General features: G+C 39.0%; 17 protein-coding genes, 1 tRNA gene and 1 riboswitch. Of the genes, 11 read left to right on the forward strand and 7 right to left on the reverse strand.

All coding sequences use genetic code 11. The features are described from left to right. Nucleotides 1–31 precede the first annotated feature (31 nt). From HNQ43_RS03885 to HNQ43_RS03900, 4 genes are all read left to right on the forward strand, one after another. Nucleotides 32–2,593 carry an ATP-dependent Clp protease ATP-binding subunit gene (locus HNQ43_RS03885; protein ID WP_183374974.1) on the forward strand — a complete coding sequence of 854 codons (2,562 nt, stop codon included), beginning with the start codon at nucleotides 32–34 and terminating at the stop codon, nucleotides 2,591–2,593. Between the two features lie 367 nt (nucleotides 2,594–2,960). After that, complete coding sequence (locus HNQ43_RS03890) at nucleotides 2,961–3,680, forward strand: NAD-dependent protein deacylase (RefSeq protein WP_183374976.1); 720 nt, start codon at nucleotides 2,961–2,963, stop codon at nucleotides 3,678–3,680. A 42-nt stretch (nucleotides 3,681–3,722) separates the two neighbouring features. Next, nucleotides 3,723–5,069: an MATE family efflux transporter gene (locus HNQ43_RS03895; protein WP_342353954.1), complete on the forward strand. Its 1,347-nt coding sequence runs from the start codon at nucleotides 3,723–3,725 to the stop codon at nucleotides 5,067–5,069. A 161-nt stretch (nucleotides 5,070–5,230) separates the two neighbouring features. After that, nucleotides 5,231–5,443: a helix-turn-helix domain-containing protein gene (locus tag HNQ43_RS03900; RefSeq protein WP_183374978.1), complete on the forward strand. Its 213-nt coding sequence runs from the start codon at nucleotides 5,231–5,233 to the stop codon at nucleotides 5,441–5,443. A gap of 32 nt (nucleotides 5,444–5,475) precedes the next feature. Here HNQ43_RS03900 and HNQ43_RS03905 read toward each other — a convergent pair whose 3' ends face one another. Beyond that, complete coding sequence (locus HNQ43_RS03905; protein ID WP_183374980.1) at nucleotides 5,476–6,258, reverse strand: HAD hydrolase family protein; 783 nt, start codon at nucleotides 6,256–6,258, stop codon at nucleotides 5,476–5,478. A 91-nt stretch (nucleotides 6,259–6,349) separates the two neighbouring features. After that, complete coding sequence (locus HNQ43_RS03910) at nucleotides 6,350–7,627, reverse strand: adenylosuccinate synthase (protein WP_183374982.1); 1,278 nt, start codon at nucleotides 7,625–7,627, stop codon at nucleotides 6,350–6,352. Between the two features lie 163 nt (nucleotides 7,628–7,790). Between HNQ43_RS03910 and HNQ43_RS03915 the strand changes: the two genes are divergently transcribed. The 3 genes from HNQ43_RS03915 (at nucleotide 7,791) to HNQ43_RS09085 (ending at nucleotide 10,781) form a co-directional block, all read left to right on the forward strand. Next, the gene (locus tag HNQ43_RS03915; protein ID WP_183374983.1) at nucleotides 7,791–8,153 is read left to right on the forward strand and encodes a BlaI/MecI/CopY family transcriptional regulator; all 363 of its coding nucleotides are present in this window, start codon (nucleotides 7,791–7,793) and stop codon (nucleotides 8,151–8,153) included. Between the two features lie 90 nt (nucleotides 8,154–8,243). Next, nucleotides 8,244–8,317, forward strand: a tRNA-Trp gene (locus HNQ43_RS03920). A gap of 292 nt (nucleotides 8,318–8,609) precedes the next feature. Beyond that, nucleotides 8,610–10,781, forward strand: coding sequence for an immunoglobulin-like domain-containing protein (locus HNQ43_RS09085; RefSeq protein ID WP_244957032.1), 2,172 nt, complete (start codon nucleotides 8,610–8,612; stop codon nucleotides 10,779–10,781). A 458-nt stretch (nucleotides 10,782–11,239) separates the two neighbouring features. On the opposite strand, the gene HNQ43_RS03930 is transcribed toward HNQ43_RS09085, so the two are convergent. Genes HNQ43_RS03930 through HNQ43_RS03945 form a run of 4 tightly spaced genes read right to left on the reverse strand, consistent with a single transcriptional unit; the run spans nucleotide 11,240 to nucleotide 15,608 of the window. Next, nucleotides 11,240–11,560 carry a hypothetical protein gene (locus HNQ43_RS03930; RefSeq protein ID WP_183374985.1) on the reverse strand — a complete coding sequence of 107 codons (321 nt, stop codon included), beginning with the start codon at nucleotides 11,558–11,560 and terminating at the stop codon, nucleotides 11,240–11,242. A 51-nt stretch (nucleotides 11,561–11,611) separates the two neighbouring features. Further along, nucleotides 11,612–13,717, reverse strand: a complete 2,106-nt coding sequence (locus HNQ43_RS03935; protein ID WP_183374987.1) for a transglutaminase-like domain-containing protein — start codon at nucleotides 13,715–13,717, stop codon at nucleotides 11,612–11,614. Between the two features lie 30 nt (nucleotides 13,718–13,747). After that, the gene (locus HNQ43_RS03940) at nucleotides 13,748–14,677 is read right to left on the reverse strand and encodes a DUF58 domain-containing protein (protein WP_183374989.1); all 930 of its coding nucleotides are present in this window, start codon (nucleotides 14,675–14,677) and stop codon (nucleotides 13,748–13,750) included. After that, complete coding sequence (locus tag HNQ43_RS03945) at nucleotides 14,670–15,608, reverse strand: AAA family ATPase (RefSeq protein ID WP_183374991.1); 939 nt, start codon at nucleotides 15,606–15,608, stop codon at nucleotides 14,670–14,672. The genes HNQ43_RS03940 and HNQ43_RS03945 overlap by 8 nt, the downstream gene beginning before the upstream one ends. Nucleotides 15,609–15,963: 355 nt before the next feature. On the opposite strand from HNQ43_RS03945, the gene HNQ43_RS03950 reads away from it, so the two are divergent. After that, entirely contained in the window at nucleotides 15,964–16,665 is a 702-nt protein-coding gene (locus HNQ43_RS03950; protein WP_183374993.1) for a TIGR00266 family protein, read from the forward strand. A 46-nt stretch (nucleotides 16,666–16,711) separates the two neighbouring features. On the opposite strand, the gene HNQ43_RS03955 is transcribed toward HNQ43_RS03950, so the two are convergent. Beyond that, nucleotides 16,712–17,371: a hypothetical protein gene (locus HNQ43_RS03955; RefSeq protein ID WP_183374995.1), complete on the reverse strand. Its 660-nt coding sequence runs from the start codon at nucleotides 17,369–17,371 to the stop codon at nucleotides 16,712–16,714. A gap of 131 nt (nucleotides 17,372–17,502) precedes the next feature. On the opposite strand from HNQ43_RS03955, the gene HNQ43_RS03960 reads away from it, so the two are divergent. From HNQ43_RS03960 to HNQ43_RS03970, 3 genes are all read left to right on the forward strand, one after another. Continuing rightward, a complete protein-coding gene (locus HNQ43_RS03960) occupies nucleotides 17,503–17,721 on the forward strand; it encodes a hypothetical protein (protein ID WP_183374997.1) in 219 nt (72 codons plus the stop codon). 13 nt (nucleotides 17,722–17,734) lie between these two features. Continuing rightward, on the forward strand, nucleotides 17,735–17,938 hold the full coding sequence (locus HNQ43_RS03965) for a hypothetical protein (RefSeq protein ID WP_183374999.1): 204 nt from the start codon (nucleotides 17,735–17,737) through the stop codon (nucleotides 17,936–17,938). Between the two features lie 123 nt (nucleotides 17,939–18,061). Continuing rightward, a riboswitch (glycine riboswitch) is annotated at nucleotides 18,062–18,151 on the forward strand. A 50-nt stretch (nucleotides 18,152–18,201) separates the two neighbouring features. Further along, nucleotides 18,202–19,593 (forward strand): alanine/glycine:cation symporter family protein, encoded by a 1,392-nt coding sequence (locus HNQ43_RS03970; RefSeq protein ID WP_183375001.1) that lies wholly within the window; start codon nucleotides 18,202–18,204, stop codon nucleotides 19,591–19,593. The last annotated feature ends 5 nt before the right edge of the window (nucleotides 19,594–19,598 follow it).

The following is a 19,598-nucleotide window of genomic DNA, read 5'->3' on the forward strand; positions in this document are numbered from 1 at the left end:
ATGTATAGAGTGCTAAGAGGAGGGATGCTCAATGGTAAATTTTGAACAAATGTCAGAAAGGCTGCAGAAGGTCTTGATGGATTCTGTGAATCTGGCAAAGAGCCATCAACATGCCAGTGTCGATACGATTGATGTTTTAGAGGCTATCTATAAGGAAGATGTACTGGATGGATTGTATCAGCGTCTAGGTATCGATAAGCAAAGGGCATTACAGTTGATTGCCCAGGAGAATCAGCGTGTAGCACGTTCGAGTGCAGCGAATCTGAATTTTTCTATGGAAGTTCAAAATTCTTTGGAAAAGGCGAGTGAATGGGCATCAAAACATGACGAAACTTACTTGAGTGTAGCCAGTGTATGGTTAGCTTTGATGTTCAATCGTTCATATATATCAAAACAACTTGTCAAAGAATTTGGACTGCGCCAAGAAGCGTGTGAACAAGCTGAACTGGAGCGCCGAAATGGTAAAAAATTTGATAGTCCGAATGCCGAAGAAAATGTGGAGGCTTTAAAAAAATATGGTCGAGATCTTGTGCAGGATGTTCGAGATGGTAAAATCGATCCAATCATTGGTCGTGACGATGAGATTCGTCGTGTGATGCAGATCTTATCCCGTAAAACAAAAAACAATCCTGTATTGATTGGGGAACCTGGGGTTGGTAAGACGGCAGTAGTCGAAGGAATTGCCTGGCGTATCATGAAAAAAGATGTGCCGGAATCTTTAAAAGAAAAACGCTTGATTGAATTGGATATGGGATCTTTGATTGCAGGTGCAAAATACCGTGGTGAATTCGAGGAGCGTTTGAAAGCAATTTTGGAAGAAGTTAAAAATGCCAACGGTCAGATCATCTTATTTATTGATGAGATCCATAACTTGGTCGGGGCCGGAAAAACAGAAGGCTCGATGGATGCGGCTAATTTATTAAAACCTATGTTGGCAAGAGGAGAACTTCATTGTATCGGAGCTACGACATTCAATGAATATCGGAAATATATCGAAAAGGATGCTGCATTGGAAAGGCGTTTTCAACGTGTGAATGTGCAAGAGCCGACCGTTGAAGATACAATCAGTATTTTGCGAGGCTTGAAGGATCGTTTTGAATCCTATCATGGGGTACGAATTCTGGATGAGAGTCTGATTGCGGCAGCGACTTTATCTGATCGCTATATTACGGATCGTTTCTTGCCAGATAAAGCCATCGACCTTGTGGATGAAGCTTGTGCAACATTAAAAGTGGAAATGGAAAGCATGCCGCAGGAATTGGACGAACTGCAGCGTGAGATCTTGCAGCTGCAGATCGAAAAAACGTCGCTTGCCAAGGAAGAAGATAAAAAGGCGATCGAAAGAAGAAATGAAATTGAAGAAAAGTTAGGAAAGCTGCAGAGTGAACGCGACGAGATGCATTCTCGCTGGGAAGATGAAAAAGCACTCTTAGCGCATGCCAAAGAAGACAAACAAGCTTTGGAAAGAGCTCGTTTAGATCTGGAACAGGCGCAAAACGATGCCCGTTATGAAGAGGCCGCGCGTTTACAATACTCCGTGATCCCGGAATTAGAAAAACGCATTCAAAAACAACAAGAGCTCAACAAAGAAGATGCATTGATCCAGGAAACAGTCGATGAAGAAATGATTGCGAAGATCGTATCTCGCTGGACGGGTGTCGAAGTGACGCGTTTGGTAGAAAGTGAAAGAGAGAAGCTCTTGCATTTGAAAGATAGTTTACGTAAACGTGTCGTTGGACAAGATGAAGCATTAGAATTGGTAACGGATGCGATTCTTAGAAGTAAGGCTCAGATCCAAGATGAAAATCGACCGATTGGCTCATTCTTGTTTTTAGGACCAACTGGTGTGGGAAAGACGGAAGTAGCCAAAGCCTTGGCAGAACAGCTCTTTGATGATGAGAGACATATAGTTCGTATAGATATGTCGGAATATATGGAAAAGCACAGTGTTGCCCGGTTGATCGGAGCGCCTCCTGGTTATGTAGGCTATGATGAGGGTGGACAATTGACAGAGGCTGTCCGTCGAAATCCATATAGTATTGTCTTATTTGATGAAGTGGAAAAGGCGCATCCGGATGTTTTCAATGTGTTGTTACAGATTTTGGATGATGGACGAATCACCGATTCTAAAGGCGTTACGGTGGACTTTAAAAATACAATCATCATTTTGACAAGCAATCTAGGATCTCAATATGCTTTTGAAGAAAACAATGTCGATCGTTACATGGAAGAAGTTAAGCGTCATTTTAAGCCGGAGTTTATCAATCGTTTAGATGAGATCATCGTCTTCCACGCATTGGATGATGTTGCCTTTATTCAAATTGCTCATAAATTCATGGATCAATTGGCAAAGCGTTTGGAAAATCGGGATATTCATCTTCATGTCAATGATGCGGTCTATCAGCAGATTGCGAAGATGGGTGTCGATCCTGTTTATGGGGCTCGTCCTATGAAACGTTATATTCAAAGACAGATCGAAACTAACATTGCCAAAAAAATTATTGAAGCAGGTGCTTTTAAAGAATCGGATCTATCTGTTGATTTCATAGGCGGACAATATACTTTCCAGATCAAAGAAGTAATATCGCATTAAGACAGGACTGTTAAGAGATCATCTCTTAACAGTTTTTTTTGATATAATACATGTATATAAGAACGGATGTATTTGTTTCGGCAGCCTGGTTGTAAGTATTGAATGAAGTTAAGAAAAGCAGATGCTTTTTTGCAGAATATCATCATTCCAGCTTGGAACCAGGGTCTGTGTTTCAATGATTTCGTTTTTGTTTTTAAAAGTCTAAAATATAAAAAACGGGGTTTGGCTACTGTTAGTTTTTAGAAATGACCATCAGTTTTTTTAGCGAAGCATAGGATGCGGTTATCGTATGATATGTAAAAGGGTTCAAGAGTCTTGATTTGTGATTAAAGATAGAATCATTTGGGAAGTATAGGAGGGTCCGCTTATGGAATTAAAAGAAATGATCCAACAATCAAATCGAATTGTATTTTTCGGAGGTGCAGGAGTCAGTACGGAAAGTGGGATCCCGGATTTTCGCAGTGATAATGGGCTTTACAAAAAGAAATATCCTTATCCGGCCGAAATCATGGTCTCTCACTCTTTCTTTGTCCAAAATCCGGAGGCCTTCTTCGACTTTTATTTTAATCAGATGGTTTATCCGGATGCAATGCCAAACGAGGCTCATAAAGCCTTGGCTCGTTTAGAAAAACAAGGCAAATGCAAAGCGGTGATCACACAAAATATTGATGGACTGCATCAAAAGGCGGGTTCTAAAAATGTGTTTGAGTTACATGGAACGACGCTGAAGAATACGTGTATGCATTGTCATGCGCATTATTCTTTAGAACAGACAATGGAAAACAGAGATTCAAAGGGGATCCCTCGCTGTTCACGATGTGGAGGAATCATTAAACCGGATGTGGTTCTTTATGAAGAAGGATTGGATCAAAAAGTATTATACGGAGCTGTGCAGGCTATTGAACAAGCGGATCTTTTGATTATAGGTGGAACGAGTCTTGTGGTCTATCCGGCAGCTGGATTGATTGATTATTTTCATGGGAAATATCTGGTATTGATCAATAAGTCAACGACTAATCGAGATGGCATGGCCAATTTAGTGATTCATGATTCTATTGGAGAAGTTTTAAAAGCAGCAGTTGACTAGAATACAGAATTCTGTATTCTTTTTTTGGAAGGAATGATTTAGGTGGATTCACAGTTACTGAGAGGATCTGTATCAAAATCTTTGATTTTGTTTTCTTTGCCCATGATCTTGGGGAATCTCTTACAACAGTTCTATAATGTAGCGGATACTTTGATTGTTGGGCAATGCATAGGAAGTGATGCTTTAGCGGCTGTCGGTTCTTCTTATACTTTGATGACTTTTTTGAATTCTATCGTACTTGGTCTCTGCATGGGCAGTGGAGTTTTGTTTTCTATGTACTTCGGGGCGAAAAAATTCGATCATATGAAGCAGACTTTTTTTGTTTCTTTTGTAGGGATCGGAGTCTTGTCTTTGATCTTGGAAGGATTCTGTTTGATCTGGATGGATCCTATACTTCATATGTTGAATATTCCGGATTCGATTTATTCCATGACGCAGGATTACTTGTTCGTGATTTTTTTAGGGATCTTTTTTACTTTTCTATATAATTATTTTGCATCTGTTTTGCGAGCTTTATCGGATTCACGAACGCCACTGGTGTTTTTGGGAATCGCTGCTGTCATGAATATCGTCTTAGATCTGGTTTTTATCTTAGTATTCAATTTATCGGTAAAAGGGGCAGCGATAGCGACGACGCTTTCTCAAGTGTTCAGCGGCCTGGGGATGATGTTTTATGTGTTCAAGGTGCGTAAAGATCTGATGCCTGCACGTTCACAATGTCATTTTTCTTTTCCGTTATTAAAAAAGGTTGCCGATTTTTCTTTGTTGACATGTCTTCAACAATCGGTCATGAATTTTGGAATTTTGATGATACAAGGTCTGGTGAATCAATTTGGTGTGATCACCATGTCTGCTTTTGCGGCGGCTGTTAAAATCGATTCTTTTGCTTATATGCCTTTGCAGGATTTTGGAAATGCCTTTTCCACTTTCATCGCACAAAATCATGGGGCTCAACAAGCGGATCGCATTCGCAAAGGGTTGTCTCGAGCCATCCTGATCGCTTTTGTGTTCTGTGTTGTGATTTCTTCTTTGGTTTTTGGCTTTGCCCAGCCTTTGATGGGATTATTTATCGATCTTTCACAGACTGCGATCATTGCGCAAGGAGTAGAGTATTTGCGCATTGAAGGCTCTTGTTATGTGGGAATCGGATGCTTATTCTTGTTGTATGGCTATTATCGGGGGATTGGCAAGGCAGGCATGTCTTTGGCTTTGACGATTCTTTCGCTGGGGACGCGGGTTGTTTTATCTTATTCGTTCGCAAATACTTTTGGAACCTGGATCATATGGTGGTCGATTCCCATCGGGTGGTTTCTGGCTGATTTTGTGGGAATTCTTTATGGATTCATTCATGAAAAAGAGTATTTCAAAATTTCTTTTAAAGATTCTTAGAGTCCCCACTTTTTAATTTAAATCGCTAAATTTTAACGCTTTCTTAACATAAACAGTCAGTTTTAGTGGGGAGGGTGGTAGTCCGTTTCGAGCTAATATTAAAAATTTGGCACCCATTAAGATATAATTTAATAAATAAAGAAGTGTTTAGAGGATACGTTATGAAGTTAAAGAGGATTAGAGATCTAAGAGAAGACAACGATCTGACGCAAGCCGAAATCGCTAAGTATCTTAATGTAACCCAAAGAACTTACTCCAGGTATGAAAATGATGACCGGGCGATTCCCCTTGAACAACTTGTAAAGTTGGCCGATTATTATAGTACGAGCGTTGACTATCTCTTAAATCGTACCGACAAAAAAGACCCATATTAAAAAGTACAAGTTTTGCTTGTACTTTTATGGCGTTATATTTTGTTGAACCATCCTTCTTTTTCACAAATACGATATATTCCATCATCTATATTCGCATCCGTGACAATGGATGCTTTTTCTTTAAGCTCTTCGCAGGCATTTCCCATCGCAATACTTGTCCATTGGGGATCAAACATTACTAAATCGTTGGTGTCGTCTCCAAAGACGACGACGTCCTTGAGATCTCCTTGTATCTCTTTCATCATATCCAATATGCCTTGATGTTTGGCATCGTATTGAAAAATAAAATACTCTGGAACAAATCGCAGATGGCCTATGGTATTTAAGAGTTTCATTTCGCTTTCTTGTTCTGGTTTGATCGACATGTAGATTTTATAGATGACTTTGAGTTTATCATAATCTAAATCGGGTTGAATAAAATAGCGTGTAGGTTCTTGGCGTTCGCCTACTTGCTGGCGGAAAAGATCATTTTTCGCATAGACATCAATGGAATCGTCCAGCTGTAATAGAACGCCGATATTGTGCTCTTCTGCTTCTTTGATCAATGCGATGGCTTTATCACGATCTAAAGGGATGTTTCGAATCAGGGTATCGTTGATGACAAGACCTCCGCCTCCGCAGCAGACCATGTTATGAAGACCGACTTCTTTCATAAAATTGATCGATTTATAATGTGCTCGTCCGGTTGCGATGGCTACAAAATGCCCAGCTTCCTGTAATTTGTCTAATGCGGTCTGAGCACTGGGAACGATCTTGTTGGTTTTGCGATCTGTTAGAGTTCCGTCAATATCAAAGAAAAAATACTTTTTATGCATAAAGGTTCTCCTTTCTGAATATTTGTTAGTTTGATTATATATAGAAAAAAGGATTTCTTACAAAAAAACAGAGAAAAATTGATTTTCTCTGTTACATTTGATGAATATAGATGTTGTTGACACGATCCGGTCCAACAGAAACCATAGAGATTCTGACACCTGTAAATTCTTCAATGAAATGGATGTACTCTTGGCATGCTTTAGGAAGAGCGTCAAAAGAATCGATTTTTGTGATATCTTCTTGCCAACCTTCCAAAACCTTGTAAACTGGTTTTGCTTTTGCGACATCTGCCTGATCACTTGGGATATAGTTATAAAGTTTTCCGTTGATCTCATAACCTGTGCAGATATAAAGTTTTTCAAGTCCACTGAGAACATCGATTTTAGTCAATACAATATCTGTTAATCCGTTCATCATAGCCGCGTGTTTGACAACTAATAGATCAAGCCACCCGCAACGTCTAGGACGTCCGGTAGTAGCACCATATTCAAATCCTTTTTCACGGATCCATTGTCCTGTTTCATCATTGAGTTCTGTAACAAAAGGGCCTTCGCCGACACGCGTTGAATAGGCTTTGACAACCCCAATCACATTTTGAATTTTGCTGGGGGCTACGCAGGCACCTACGGTTACACCGGCACTGGTTGGAGAAGAACTTGTCACATAAGGATATGTTCCATAGTTAATATCCAGCATGGCAGCTTGAGCGCCTTCAAATAAGACAATCTTATCTTGATCTAGAGCATCATTGACGATATGTGTTGTTTCTTTGATCATTGGAACGATTTTATCGTAGATCGCTTCAAAATCTTTCACCATTTGATCATAGTCCATGGCTTTTCCGTCATAGACTTTTGTAAAGAGTTTATTCTTAAAATCAAGGCATTCTTTTAAACGGATTTTGAAATTGTCAAAGTCGATGAACTCATGATAACGGATGCCTCGTCTTGCGTATTTGTCAGCATAACAAGGACCAATCCCTTTTTTAGTGGTTCCGATCTTATGGCTGGCGGCCTGTTCTTCCAGTTCATCTTGATAACAATGATAAGGCATTAACATTTGTGCGCGATCACTTATAACAATGTGATCACAAGGGAATCCTCCATCTTCTAATGTCTTCATTTCTTGAAGCAGTACAAATGGATTGCAGACGACACCAGGACCGATGATACAAGTTGCCTTAGGATTGAGCACTCCACTTGGAAGCAGATGCAGTACGTGTTTTTGACCATTGACGATCACGGTATGACCTGCGTTGTCACCTCCTTGGAAGCGAACGATCATGTCAGCTTTTTGCGCTAAGACATCAACGATCTTTCCTTTTCCTTCATCACCCCATTGGGTCCCTACAATTACTTGGCTTGACATATGAAAAAAGCCTCCTTAAACAATACAGAAAAATTATATCAAAACTGAAAATATAGTCAATTTGGATTCCTGAAAACCCGAAGCATTCCATATAGAAAAATAAACTTAATCTTTTGATTTTACTATATTTATCGTATAATTAATCCGAATGGGAGATAGTGAGATGAAAAATAGATTATCAAAACGAGAGTTAGATATCATGGAAGTTTTGTGGAGCAGCGAAAAACCTCTATCGGCCAATGATATCTTGCATGCTATTCCGGATATTACAATGAATACTATTCAGCCAAATTTGAAAAAGTTGATGAAAAAAGGATATATTGAGGTAAGTGGTGTAGGTTATACAAAAAACTCTATCACAAGACAATTCTCTCCTTTGATCACACAGGCTACTTATATTTCTCGATATTTGGATTCAAAAGCCTTTAAGGATCTGGCTTTATTCTTTGTAGATCAGACCTCGAGCGTTGAAGTGCTCGATCAGCTTCAATCTTATATAGAACAAAAGAAAGAAGAATTACAATAGATATAAAGGGTATGTTACGTGCCCTTTTATTTTGTTGATTAAAAATTAATTGAAACCCACTGGAAAGTGTGCTAGAATAAACGAGCGCTTAGGGGTATAGTTCAATGGTAGAACAGCGGTCTCCAAAACCGTTGATGTGGGTTCAACTCCTGCTACCCCTGCCAGTTAGTAAACATAAGCTCGAAATATCCTTTATTTAAAGGCATTTCGAGCTTTTTGTTTTACTTTTATACTATCACTGACCAGATTTCTGACCAGATTTATTAATTTTTATCTCTAATTTGTATGTTTTCAATCTCTTTTTTCTTCATACATTTTTTTAAACCAAACATTTTTTGAGGCAAGGTGGCAGTACTGCCACCTTTTATCTTGGATCTTCAATTGTTTTTTATAGCATAGATTGTTATACTTTTTCTATAAATAAGGCGATTTAACTATTTAAAGGAGAAAAACAAAATGAAGAGAAAAGACATATTACCTGTTCTTTTGACTGGAGCTTTATCTGTATCTACATTTGCCAATACATTAAGTGTATTCGCTCAGGAAGAACAGTCAAATGAAACTAATACAGTAGTAGATAAAATAGATGATGGTAATATACAGAATATAGAAAATGAAATTGCAGATGCGAATACATCTACAGAAACAGAGAAGAAAGATGAAGAATCTATTGAAACCAATAACGTTGTAGGAAATCAAATCCATGAAATAGAGTCGTTAGAAGACAGTAATTCTATCTCTATAGAAAATTCATCAGAAGAGCCATCAAAAAAGGAGGTTAAAAACAATGATAAAAATCAAGCCGGAGATTTCCTTGTTGAAGGTGGAGAGAAAGGAATAGATTGGGATTTTACTATACAGCATGATGGAAACAGCCCAATAACCATAAAAAAGAATGGTTCTTATACAATTATAGGAAATGGAACAGCAGCAAAGAATTATCAAATTAATATCGATGCCAATGTCACATGTACGCTTACTTTAAATAATGTAAATATTGAAGCTATGTATGCAGGTATGAATATAAATGGAAATGCGAATGTCACATTAAATTTGGTTGGAAACAATAGAATTGTTGCCGGCAATGTATATAATGCAGGAATCCAATTTAATGGTAGTGGAAATGTGTTGACCATCAATTCGGATGGTACAGGAACATTATATGCAAAAGGAATGAGCCAAGCTGGTATAGGTGGTGGAAGTGTCGATGGTATTATCAAGATTTTAGGAGGTACCATTACTGCAACGTCAGACCATAGTTATGGCATAGGAGGAGCATCTTCGCAAAATATAATAATTGCAGGTGGAAGTGTAAAAGGAAGCGTTTCTAGCACTCCTACCGATGAACAAGGTAACAATCTTTATCTTGCAAGGTTAGACGGGCTTGCTGGAGTGAACAATGTTACGGTTGATGGAAAAGAATATACTCGATCTGGTAATCATTCGGATGGAGATGGAACGTTCTATCTTTATTTGACTGGTCAGGATCATACGATTACCGCAAATGGGAAAACTTATGCGGTGTCTTGGAATGGGGAAAGCAAAAATTTTGAAATTGAAGACGCTAGTTACTCTGCATCAGTTACTCCTGCTAAAATAACCTTGCCTTCAGTTAAAGAAGGTTATGATCCGCAAGATCCAGAATATATAACTATTAAAAATACCGGCAATCAAACGATTAAATTAGAAGATCATGGAGCAAATCCTTGGCTTATCATTACGCTTGATAAAAATACTTTACAACCAAATGAAGAAGCCAAAGTTTCGATCAAACTAAAAGATGGTCTAAGCGCTGAAAAAAGATCTACTTTATATGCCTTTATCACTTATACCAGCGAAGATGATAGTTATAGAGATCATGCCAGCTTTAAAGTAACTTATGAGATAATACACGATATGAAATATGTCGAAGCGAAAGAGCCAACTCATACGAGCGAAGGCAATATCGCCTATTGGTATTGTGAACACTGTGATAAATACTATGATGATGCACTTGGCACTAATGAATTAAGTTTAGAGGATATAGCTATCCCAAAACTAACGGATCATACAGCAACCGATACTTGGTATCATGATGAAAACAGTCACTGGCATACCTGTGAATGTGGAGAAGTCTTAGATAAAGAAGCTCATGAGTATAAATGGGTCATCGATAAAGAAGCTACTGCAACAAGTGAAGGTTTAAAACATGAAGAATGTAGTATTTGTGGTTATCAAAAAGAAGCAATTGTCATTCCGGTTGTTGGAACAGAAAACCAAGCACCCGTTATTAACGCCAAAGACCAGACTTTAACCGTAGGTGATAAGTTTGATCCAATGAAAGGTGTTACAGCTACGGATAAAGAAGATGGTGACTTAACAGATAAGATCGTTATTACCAAGAATACGGTCGATACTTCAAAAGCTGGCAAATATACTGTTGATTATGAAGTAACCGATAATGGTGGTACTCGTGTTCGTAAGACGATCGTTGTGACTGTAAAAGAAAAGACTGCAGCAGATTCTAAGAGAACAAACGGCACAAAGACCAGTGCTGGATTCGGAATTGGACTGTTCTCTTCTTTAGCAGGTGCATCTGCTGTAGGAGCAGGAATCTTGTCTGTTCTTAAAAAGAGAAATGGTAAGTAAAACGATTTAATGATATACTTTCATTGACATACATTAATACCTTACATAAGAAGAAGCTGAAAATGGCCTCTTCTTTTTTTGTATGATTCAGAAATTCGAAAAGTAAACTTAATAACCGACTATTTTTAAATTTCCATTTTGACCAGATTTTGACCAGATAATATAGTAAAAATACAGGTAATTACACAAAAATGATGCAAACAATATTGAATTAAACTTCATAAAAATAGATAAAATTAAATAAAAATTGTTTTTTATTTTTCCTGCTACCCCTGCCAGTTAGGAAATAAGCACTAAATCGGCTTGATATAAAGTTGATTTGGTGCTTTTTTATTTCATGTTAATGATCGATTGTTTTTTCGACTTAAAATAACTCATTATTTTTTCTTCTAGATAGAGAAAAGAAAAAGAGCTGAAACGCTCAATGATTCGTGAAAATCATCTGTTCATTACAGCTCCTACTCTTCGATCCATCCGACTGGTGTCGTATATGTATATTGGAATACTTCGAATTCTGGATCGTATTCTTCATATGTAGCTTCAAAAACGATCTTGATGGTTGTGTTTGGAATGCCCATGGTCACAAGATTGAAATGAATACTGTCCTCATTGGATTTTAAAGGAGTCAAATCTATAAGAGTTCCATCCAACCAGTCATTTTCGATCTGAGAGATCGTATCTTTGATGGCTTCTTCTGATAGATCAGAAGAGAATGGGGAATCGATTCCCAGTTGTTCTAAACGTTTTGGCAAATCTTGAAGTCTTTTATATTGAATCATGTTATTTCCTCTTTTCGTCCTCTCTAAGATAATCTTTTTTGAGGCAATCTGTCAAATGATAAGACATCGAATATATCGATAAAAGAGAAGTTTAGGTTTAGGTAATTTCTTTTCTATCACTTTTTTATATAAGTTATGAAACCGAGGAAGTTCATTTTTCGAAATCGAGTGCGAAGAATAATAAACTTGATGAGCCAGATCTTGCAGCTTTTGGATCGTTTCGAGCTGGAGCTCTGGTAAGGCTGAATGCACTTGATGCACGAAGTCTTTTTGCGTAAAGCTGGTTTCTTCCAATCCTGGGACGATCTTTAACATATCCAAGATGGAGGCAATATAATTTTTTGCCTTCCAATGCCGCATTGCTTTTAGATGATGCCGATAACGAATCGCAAACACAATGATCAAGCCCAGGCATAGAATGATCAACGTTATCATGAACAAAGGTTTCATCTTGTTCCAGTTTCTTGAACCTGCAAATTGATTTTGATTCAATAGGGAGAAATTGGAAGTATCCTTTTTGATCAAATCTTGGAGTTCTTCTTGATCCAGTCCTGGATATGTCGCATGGATCTGTCCGTTAGAATCTGGAGTCATTTCGACTGGGGTCCAGCCGACGCCTTCAAAATATAGTTCGACCCAGGCATGTGCATGATCTTCTGGGATCGAGGCGATATAATGGCCATGATCTTCTTGGAAATCATCAGGGTAGACGACATATCCGCTTACATAGCGTGCCGGGATGTCATACATTTGATACAACAATGCGGCTACCGATGCATAGTGGATACAATATCCTTTTTGTTGGTCAAAAAGAAATGCTTCTACGACATCCTGGCTTTGTGACATATAGCCAGGGGTCCGTGTATATGTTGTATATTCTTGGAGCAGACGTACGATCATGGCGGTAACGGCATTGCGATCGGTCTTGGGATTCTCTTTGACCAGTTGTTCTAATTTTGGAAGATTTTCCGTTTCGACATCTGTATACGCAAACTGGATCGATTCTTCGTATGCTTCATTAAAAAAACGCTGATCTTGCGAATATTTATCCTCGGCAATCCGATCTTTTTGATTCAGATCCAGATAACTGGTCGCATAAAGAGTCTTCTCTTTGATAAAAGAACCTAAGGAATAATAAGGCAAAAGATTCTCATAATCGATCAGATCCGATTGAATCATGATTTGCTGCGGCTGACAGTCGGTTTCTTCTGCCAAGGTCATTTGTAAAGAGGTGAGTCTATTCTTGATTTGATACGGGGATATATACCCAGAATAGGCGCTTTGGATCAGAGATTCCAGCCGGTTTTCCGTATCTTGTTCCCATTGACCATCCTGATAAGTTGAGCCGGTAAAGCTCTTAAAATAAAGAGGGCTCTCAATGGGCTCATCGCTTTCGACAGTAAACAACAGAGCATCGTCCGGATAGTTGTTTCCTCTCCAAATCACACCGGAATTCGCATGGTGAGAATCAATTTCTCCTTTTTGAAAAACGTCATTGATCGTTTCTTCAAAACGCGTGGCCATTTGCGTGGCCGGTGTTTCGATCACAAAAGTGAGCATCCATCCTAAGACACAACCCATTCCGATTAACCCAAGAGGAAGGATCCAATTCTGGGATTGGGTTTGAATAAGTGGTTTGTACCAGACGAAAACCAGAAATCCAAATAATAAAGGGACCCAGTATCCTGAAAAAGAATATCCAGATAGGGCAAAGACACTTAAAAAGAGAAGGATACCTAGCGTAAAGATCCAAGGTTTTGGCCATAGAACCAGAAAAGTAAATAACCATATCATCAAAAAAATGACGATGAGGCTAAGAAAGGTATTGATCTCTATAGGCATTTTTGTCGCATAAAGAATCAGATCCATCTCTTCAATCAATTTGTCCCAAAGAAAAATGGAACTCAACAGGATCAGAAAATGACCAATGGCCAAGATCCATATAGATCGATCGGGAAACAAGAAATTGAGTGCTAAATAGATGGTTCCGATACCAAAGAAGCCTAAATAAAGAATAAAGGGCACTTCGATCAATGTGATCGAGGCGATGCATGTGCAAAGAAAAAGAATCGCACCATAAAACAACACACTATCCAAAAGGGTTAGTTTGTGCTGTGATGGGGTGCGATTTTTCTCGATCAGTTTGGAAGGGCGCATAGGGTTCTCTTTCTGTATAAATCAACGATTTTATTGTGATGAGATCACTAGATCCGGTGGCTCGCCAGGTAAGGCCATAGGAGATGGTTCTTGATGGGCCAAGAGATTCGCAAAAGTATGATCTAATTCTCTTTGATGATCGATACGATAGGCGGTATCATTCTGATCTTGGTTCCACCATAAGATGACTGGCTGTTTCTGAATTAAAAATCCCAGAAGGATCGAATAGACTTTTTGATAGAAACGAGCATCTTCGAGTTCATCTTGCGGCGTAAAACAAGCTTGGATCAAAGGTGTCTTGGCTTGTTCTTTTTCATAGTCTTTGACCCATATCGTGTCGGTGCGGGAACTCAGTTTCCAGTGAATATGATGAAGCGGATCTTGTTCCTGATATTCGCGAATATTTTTGATCTCAAAAGAAGGTTCGCCCACTTGGCCGATCCGCGTTTCAATTTTTAAATCTTGTGATCCTTGTGAGGCTTGTTTCATTTCTAAAAAGATTGGGACCGGATCTGGCAGGATCACGATCGGGATTGTCGTGTTTTCCTTCGTGCTTTTACGATGAAATAAGCCTAACCAGTCATAGATCCAGATCTTATGAAGGTTCAGTTCAAAGAAACCGCAGTCTTTTGCGGTAAAAAGCAGAGAATCTTGTAGATTAAATCGTAAAGATGTTGAACTGTACGGATTTTTCAGTGTACAGAACAAACGGATCTTTCCGGGTTGCAGACTCCCTTTTTTAACATAAAAAGGGTTGGAAACGCATTCGTTTTTATGAACAACGACCATCGATTCTTTTATCGAAAGATGGGTTCGTTTTTGGAAAGTCCAAGTCGAAAGCCATAAGAAGAGGGCGATGATCAATTCGGCACAAAAAAACCACAGGCCCCAAAGACTTTGAAAGAGGGCACAGATATAGAAAAATAGGATATGGATTACAAGCAGGAATAGTTTAATCATGATCTTTAACCTTGATCGTTTCTAAAAGTTCTTGAATGATATTTTCTTTGGTGCGTTTCTGGGTATACGCTTTAGCGCTGAGAACAAGCCGGTGAGAGAGAATATAAGGGACTTGGTTTTGTACATCTTGAGGAATGACATAGTCTCGTCCTTGAATCCATGCCGAGGCTTTTGAGCATTTGACTAATGCCATAGTGGCACGAGGACTGGCGCCCATTTGAATTGTGTCGAGTTCTCTTGTTTTACGCACCAAATGCACAATATATTCATAAATGGATGAATCCATATAAATGGATTGAATCTCATCATGGGCTGCTTTGATCATCCAAGGATCGATGGAAACGGGCATTTTCTCTATCTTTGGTTTGGAGTCTAGTTCATGTGCGAGTTTCAGCTCATCCTGATAAGTTGGATATCCTAAAGAACACTCTACTAAAAAACGGTCCAGTTGCGCTTCAGGCAACGCTTGCGTGCCGATTGCTTGATCTGGATTTTGGGTTGCGATAACAAAGAAAGGGTTTGGGACAGATCTGGTGATGCCATCGACTGTCACTTTACCTTCTTCCATAACTTCTAATAAAGCAGATTGGGTTTTTGGCGAAGTTCGATTGATTTCATCCACAAGAAGAACATTGCAAAAGACAACACCGGGATGATACAAGAATTTTTTGGATTCACGATCTAAAACAGAGAAACCAGTTAAATCGGTAGGCATGACATCCGGGGTAAATTGAATTCTTTTGAAATCTAAGCCCAATCCTTTAGCAAAAGCCAAAGACAATGTAGTTTTACCAACTCCGGGAAAATCTTTGAGCAGAACGTGACCTTGGCATAAAAAGGCAAGTAAGATCTCACGGATCACTTCGTTTTTGCCAAAGATAATTTTTTGCAAGTTTGATAAAAAGGGTGAGAAATAATTTCTGGTGTTCATAGACCTTTCTCCATTCTAATTTTATTCTATCATGGATTATTTGATTATGATTTCTAAAACACGGTTTAGAGGTATTATCGGGCATCAAAAGCTTTTTTTCATGATGCGAAAAACGGGAACAAAGAGAAGAAAATATTCACAAAACTTAGCGGTTGACAATGCTGGATATGGATCCTGATAATACACTCAAAATCTTGGAAGATTATTAAGAGAAATATCCAGATTACGTCTACAGATGAATATACAGGTATAATTGCGATTCTGCAGAAAACTATGAGTGTTGGCATTACATACGAAAAGATTCATATTCGCTCTAGTTTTTTTATGGTAGAATGAGCTCAGGAGGAAACATATTATGAAATATCAGGTTATTGGCGACAGCGATTGCCCTCTCGTTCAGATTGCATTGGGAAATCAAGAGACAGTTAAAGTGGAAAGAGGATCCATGGTCTATATTTCGAATGTTAGTTTGGAAGGGAAGATGAATAGTTCCAAAAAGGGAATTGGAGGTGTACTAGGAGCAATTGGCCGCAGTATGACCAGTGGGGAAAGCATGTTTATTACTATGGCTACAGGTACTTCAGATCAAGGTGTAATTGGTATTGCACCACCAATCCCGGGGAAAATTCATGAGTTGAAAGTAGGGGGACCTACTCAATACCGTTTGAATACGGGTGCTTTTTTGGCATGTGATCAAAGTGTGGAATATCTGATGAAAAAACAAGATTTGGGTAAGGCAATATTTGCCGGCACTGGCGGTCTCTTTGTGATGGAAACTCAGGGAGAAGGCGATGTTCTGGTTTCTTCGTTTGGTGATATTCTAGCTTTGGAAGTTCGTGAAGATCAGCCGCTGACCATAGATAATGAACATGTGGTGGCTTGGGATGCATCTTTACAATATGATATCCGTGTCGCATCCGGAACGTTTGGTTTTACGACCGGTGAGGGTTTTGTCAATGAATTCCATGGGAATGGAACCGTATTGATTCAAACGCGAAATGTACATAATTTTGCGGATGCGATTCGTCCATTTCTGCCAACTTCTTCAAGCAACTAAATAAAGGCTGAACCTCAAAGAATTCGAGGTTCAGCTTTTTTAATGATTATACACGATGTTTATGTGCTTTTTTTAGAATCATTAATGCAAATAACAAGGTTATACCTATCCAGAATCCGAGTATCAAAGTGTTGAGCCAGACACCTGGGGCAACCATCGGGTCGCGTACATGTGTGCCAGGAGTGATCATGAATTCGGGATTGTAGAATACAAAAGGACAAAACGGTATCATCCAGTTTGGAAGAATCTCCTGCAGGGCAACAGGACCAATCAAAATGGCAAACATGAATATAATCGTCAAGTTTTTTGTAAAATATGAGAATAAACTTGTGAACGCAGCTACAAAGAATGCACCTGTTAGCCATGCTTTGATACAAGCCCAAAAATATTCCAAGTATGTGATGTAGTAAAAATCATCTTGATAACACCATAGAAAGGAAGCGCGACATGACCATCCTCTGGGAACCATAAAAATACAGGCAATCACCAAGTATAAAAGGATGATCCCCACAGTAAAGCTCAAGCATAAACACAGATTCGCTAGAATTTTTGCGACAGTAATTCGGGTGCTCCCGGTTTTGGTACAAGTGATGATCGAATCCATCTTTGTTGTTTTTTCTTGCGAGAAAGTATTCGCACAAAGTATGGAAAGAACGATCAAAGTGAATATCAATGACGTTTGTACGACAACCCGAAGAACACTCATAGAAACATTGCTGGTATAGGTGTTATCTAAAGAAGTATAAGTGTTGTCGATGTATTTTTCGATATTGGTTTTTTTGGCATGGGGATCCAGATGTAAGATGGGGTCTTCATCATCGTGAAGCGCTCGTGTTCATGGTGGCGGGATTGATCGTTTGCTGTGTGAGCATTGTGGGGGCACCATTTGTGATGTCATCCAGTTTTATGACAGGCTTGTTACAATTGGGCATTGGATTTCTCGCTGCTGGTTTTTCAATATTGGCAGGACTCTTTATGGTCATGGTATCGCGTTTCTTTGTACGGATGACCGGTGGTTTTAGTTGCTGGCTAAAAAACATCTGTTTTGTCGAATGAAGGAGGTCCATTTATGGAAAAGCTAAAACTTTTATTGGTAAGTGCTGTTGGCTGTATCGTTTTAGGTTTAGCTTGTAGCGCTTATGCATATTTTTCAGGACAAGATCTGCAATACGAGAGTGGGCAATGGTACCAAAGTGTGCATTTAGATGAATCAAAGAATCTAAATGTGAGTATTCAATGGAATGATATATCGATTGTTTTATTAAGGAAGTAAATTTATACTTGCACTCTTTGTGTTTTTTCTTTACAATGCATGGGTAGAGTTCGGATGACGAATGCTAGAGAGAGTCTTTGGACCACCGAAGAATTTATTATTTCAGGTAAAAGGATAGTATTCTGACGAGCCTCTGGAGAGTTCCTTAAATGGACGCCGAAGGAGCAAGCCCTTAGGGGTGAAACTCTCAGGCAAAAGGACAGGGGATTAGATAGTTTTTATATTTTCTAATTCCTCTTTTTCTGATAAAGGAGGATTTTTTTATGGACACTCTTTCCAATGTTTTAAGTCAGATCAATGATCTTGTCTGGGGATTGCCTTTGATTTGCTTGCTGCTGGGAACTGGTTTGTATTTTACTTTGCGTTTAGGTCTTTTACAATTTCGCCGGCTTCCGTTAGCGTTTAAACTGATGTTTAAAAAAGAGGATCATAAAGAAGGGGATGTTTCTAGTTTTCAGGCTCTTTGCACTGCCTTATCCAGCACGATCGGAACAGGGAATATCGTCGGGGTGGCAACGGCGATAATTGCCGGAGGGCCAGGTGCACTATTCTGGATGTGGATTTCTGCGTTTTTAGGAATGGCTACAAAATATTCTGAAGGACTTTTGGCTATTGTATATCGTCAACGTGATGAAAAAAGACAGATGTCTGGGGGTCCTATGTATTATTTAGAGAAAGGTTTAAAGAATAAAACCCTAGGGAAAATATTGGCGCGTTTATTTGCGGTCTTTGGTGTAGGTGTAGCTTTATTGGGGATCGGGACTTTTACTCAGGTTCGGTCGATTTCTGATGCAGCTCAGATGACTCTGAATATTCCGCCTGTTATAACAGGAATCTTTCTTGTAATTACTGTTGGTTTTATTACGATTGGAGGAATCAAACGGATTGCTTCAGTTTCAGAAGTCATAGTTCCATTTATGAGTGTTGCTTATATCGCGAGTGTCGCATTGATCATGATCACACATTATCAGGAGATTCCGGGAACGTTGGCACTCGTGCTTCAATCCGCATTTACTCCTTCGGCAGCTTTTGGCGGAAGTGTCGGAATTACGATGCAGATGGCTATGCGAAGTGGTATCAGTCGAGGGATTTTCAGTAATGAGTCTGGGCTGGGAAGCGCACCGATTGCTGCCGCAGCTGCTAAAACAGATTCTTGCGTAGAACAAGGCTTAGTTTCTATGACGGGAACTTTTATTGATACGATTTGTGTCTGTACAATGACAGGAATGGCCATTATTATTACACAGTCTTATTTACTTGGCGTAGAAGGATCGGCTATGACGACGATTGCCTTTCAAAATGGATTTCCTATTGGTGAGATTGGCGTTTATGTTGTGAATATTGGTTTATTGTTCTTTGCGTTCACAACTATCATCGGCTGGAACTATTATGGTGAAAAATGTATTCAGTATCTGTTGGGAGAAAAGGCAATTCTTCCTTATAAAATCCTTTTCATAGTTTTAATTGGGGTAGGACCTTTCATGTCCTTAGACTTTGTCTTCACTTTAGCGGATATCGTCAATGGATGTATGGCATTTCCGAACTTAATCGGTCTTGTTGCATTGCGTAAGGTTGTTTATCAAGAAACAAAAGCTTATTTTATGAATTATCGTTGTTTGAAAGATGCTCAAAAACTGGAAGTTCGATCAGTTTGATTTTA

It is taken from the genome of Faecalicoccus acidiformans (genome assembly GCF_014202635.1).
Classification (GTDB): Bacteria; Bacillota_I; Bacilli_A; order Erysipelotrichales; family Erysipelotrichaceae; genus Faecalicoccus; species Faecalicoccus acidiformans.

What these genes read in the sequence shown, in the direction of transcription:
- HNQ43_RS03960 (WP_183374997.1), top strand. Translation starts at nt 17,503, where the DNA reads ATGGTGGCGGGATTGATCGTTTGCTGTGTGAGCATTGTGGGGGCACCA.
- HNQ43_RS03935 (WP_183374987.1), bottom strand. Translation starts at nt 13,717, where the DNA reads ATGCGCCCTTCCAAACTGATCGAGAAAAATCGCACCCCATCACAGCAC.
- HNQ43_RS03915 (WP_183374983.1), top strand. Translation starts at nt 7,791, where the DNA reads ATGAAAAATAGATTATCAAAACGAGAGTTAGATATCATGGAAGTTTTG.
- HNQ43_RS03940 (WP_183374989.1), bottom strand. Translation starts at nt 14,677, where the DNA reads ATGATTAAACTATTCCTGCTTGTAATCCATATCCTATTTTTCTATATC.
- HNQ43_RS03950 (WP_183374993.1), top strand. Translation starts at nt 15,964, where the DNA reads ATGAAATATCAGGTTATTGGCGACAGCGATTGCCCTCTCGTTCAGATT.
- HNQ43_RS03905 (WP_183374980.1), bottom strand. Translation starts at nt 6,258, where the DNA reads ATGCATAAAAAGTATTTTTTCTTTGATATTGACGGAACTCTAACAGAT.
- HNQ43_RS03890 (WP_183374976.1), top strand. Translation starts at nt 2,961, where the DNA reads ATGGAATTAAAAGAAATGATCCAACAATCAAATCGAATTGTATTTTTC.
- HNQ43_RS03885 (WP_183374974.1), top strand. Translation starts at nt 32, where the DNA reads ATGGTAAATTTTGAACAAATGTCAGAAAGGCTGCAGAAGGTCTTGATG.
- HNQ43_RS03930 (WP_183374985.1), bottom strand. Translation starts at nt 11,560, where the DNA reads ATGATTCAATATAAAAGACTTCAAGATTTGCCAAAACGTTTAGAACAA.
- HNQ43_RS03945 (WP_183374991.1), bottom strand. Translation starts at nt 15,608, where the DNA reads ATGAACACCAGAAATTATTTCTCACCCTTTTTATCAAACTTGCAAAAA.
- HNQ43_RS09085 (WP_244957032.1), top strand. Translation starts at nt 8,610, where the DNA reads ATGAAGAGAAAAGACATATTACCTGTTCTTTTGACTGGAGCTTTATCT.
- HNQ43_RS03970 (WP_183375001.1), top strand. Translation starts at nt 18,202, where the DNA reads ATGGACACTCTTTCCAATGTTTTAAGTCAGATCAATGATCTTGTCTGG.
- HNQ43_RS03955 (WP_183374995.1), bottom strand. Translation starts at nt 17,371, where the DNA reads ATGAGTGTTCTTCGGGTTGTCGTACAAACGTCATTGATATTCACTTTG.
- HNQ43_RS03900 (WP_183374978.1), top strand. Translation starts at nt 5,231, where the DNA reads ATGAAGTTAAAGAGGATTAGAGATCTAAGAGAAGACAACGATCTGACG.
- HNQ43_RS03910 (WP_183374982.1), bottom strand. Translation starts at nt 7,627, where the DNA reads ATGTCAAGCCAAGTAATTGTAGGGACCCAATGGGGTGATGAAGGAAAA.
- HNQ43_RS03965 (WP_183374999.1), top strand. Translation starts at nt 17,735, where the DNA reads ATGGAAAAGCTAAAACTTTTATTGGTAAGTGCTGTTGGCTGTATCGTT.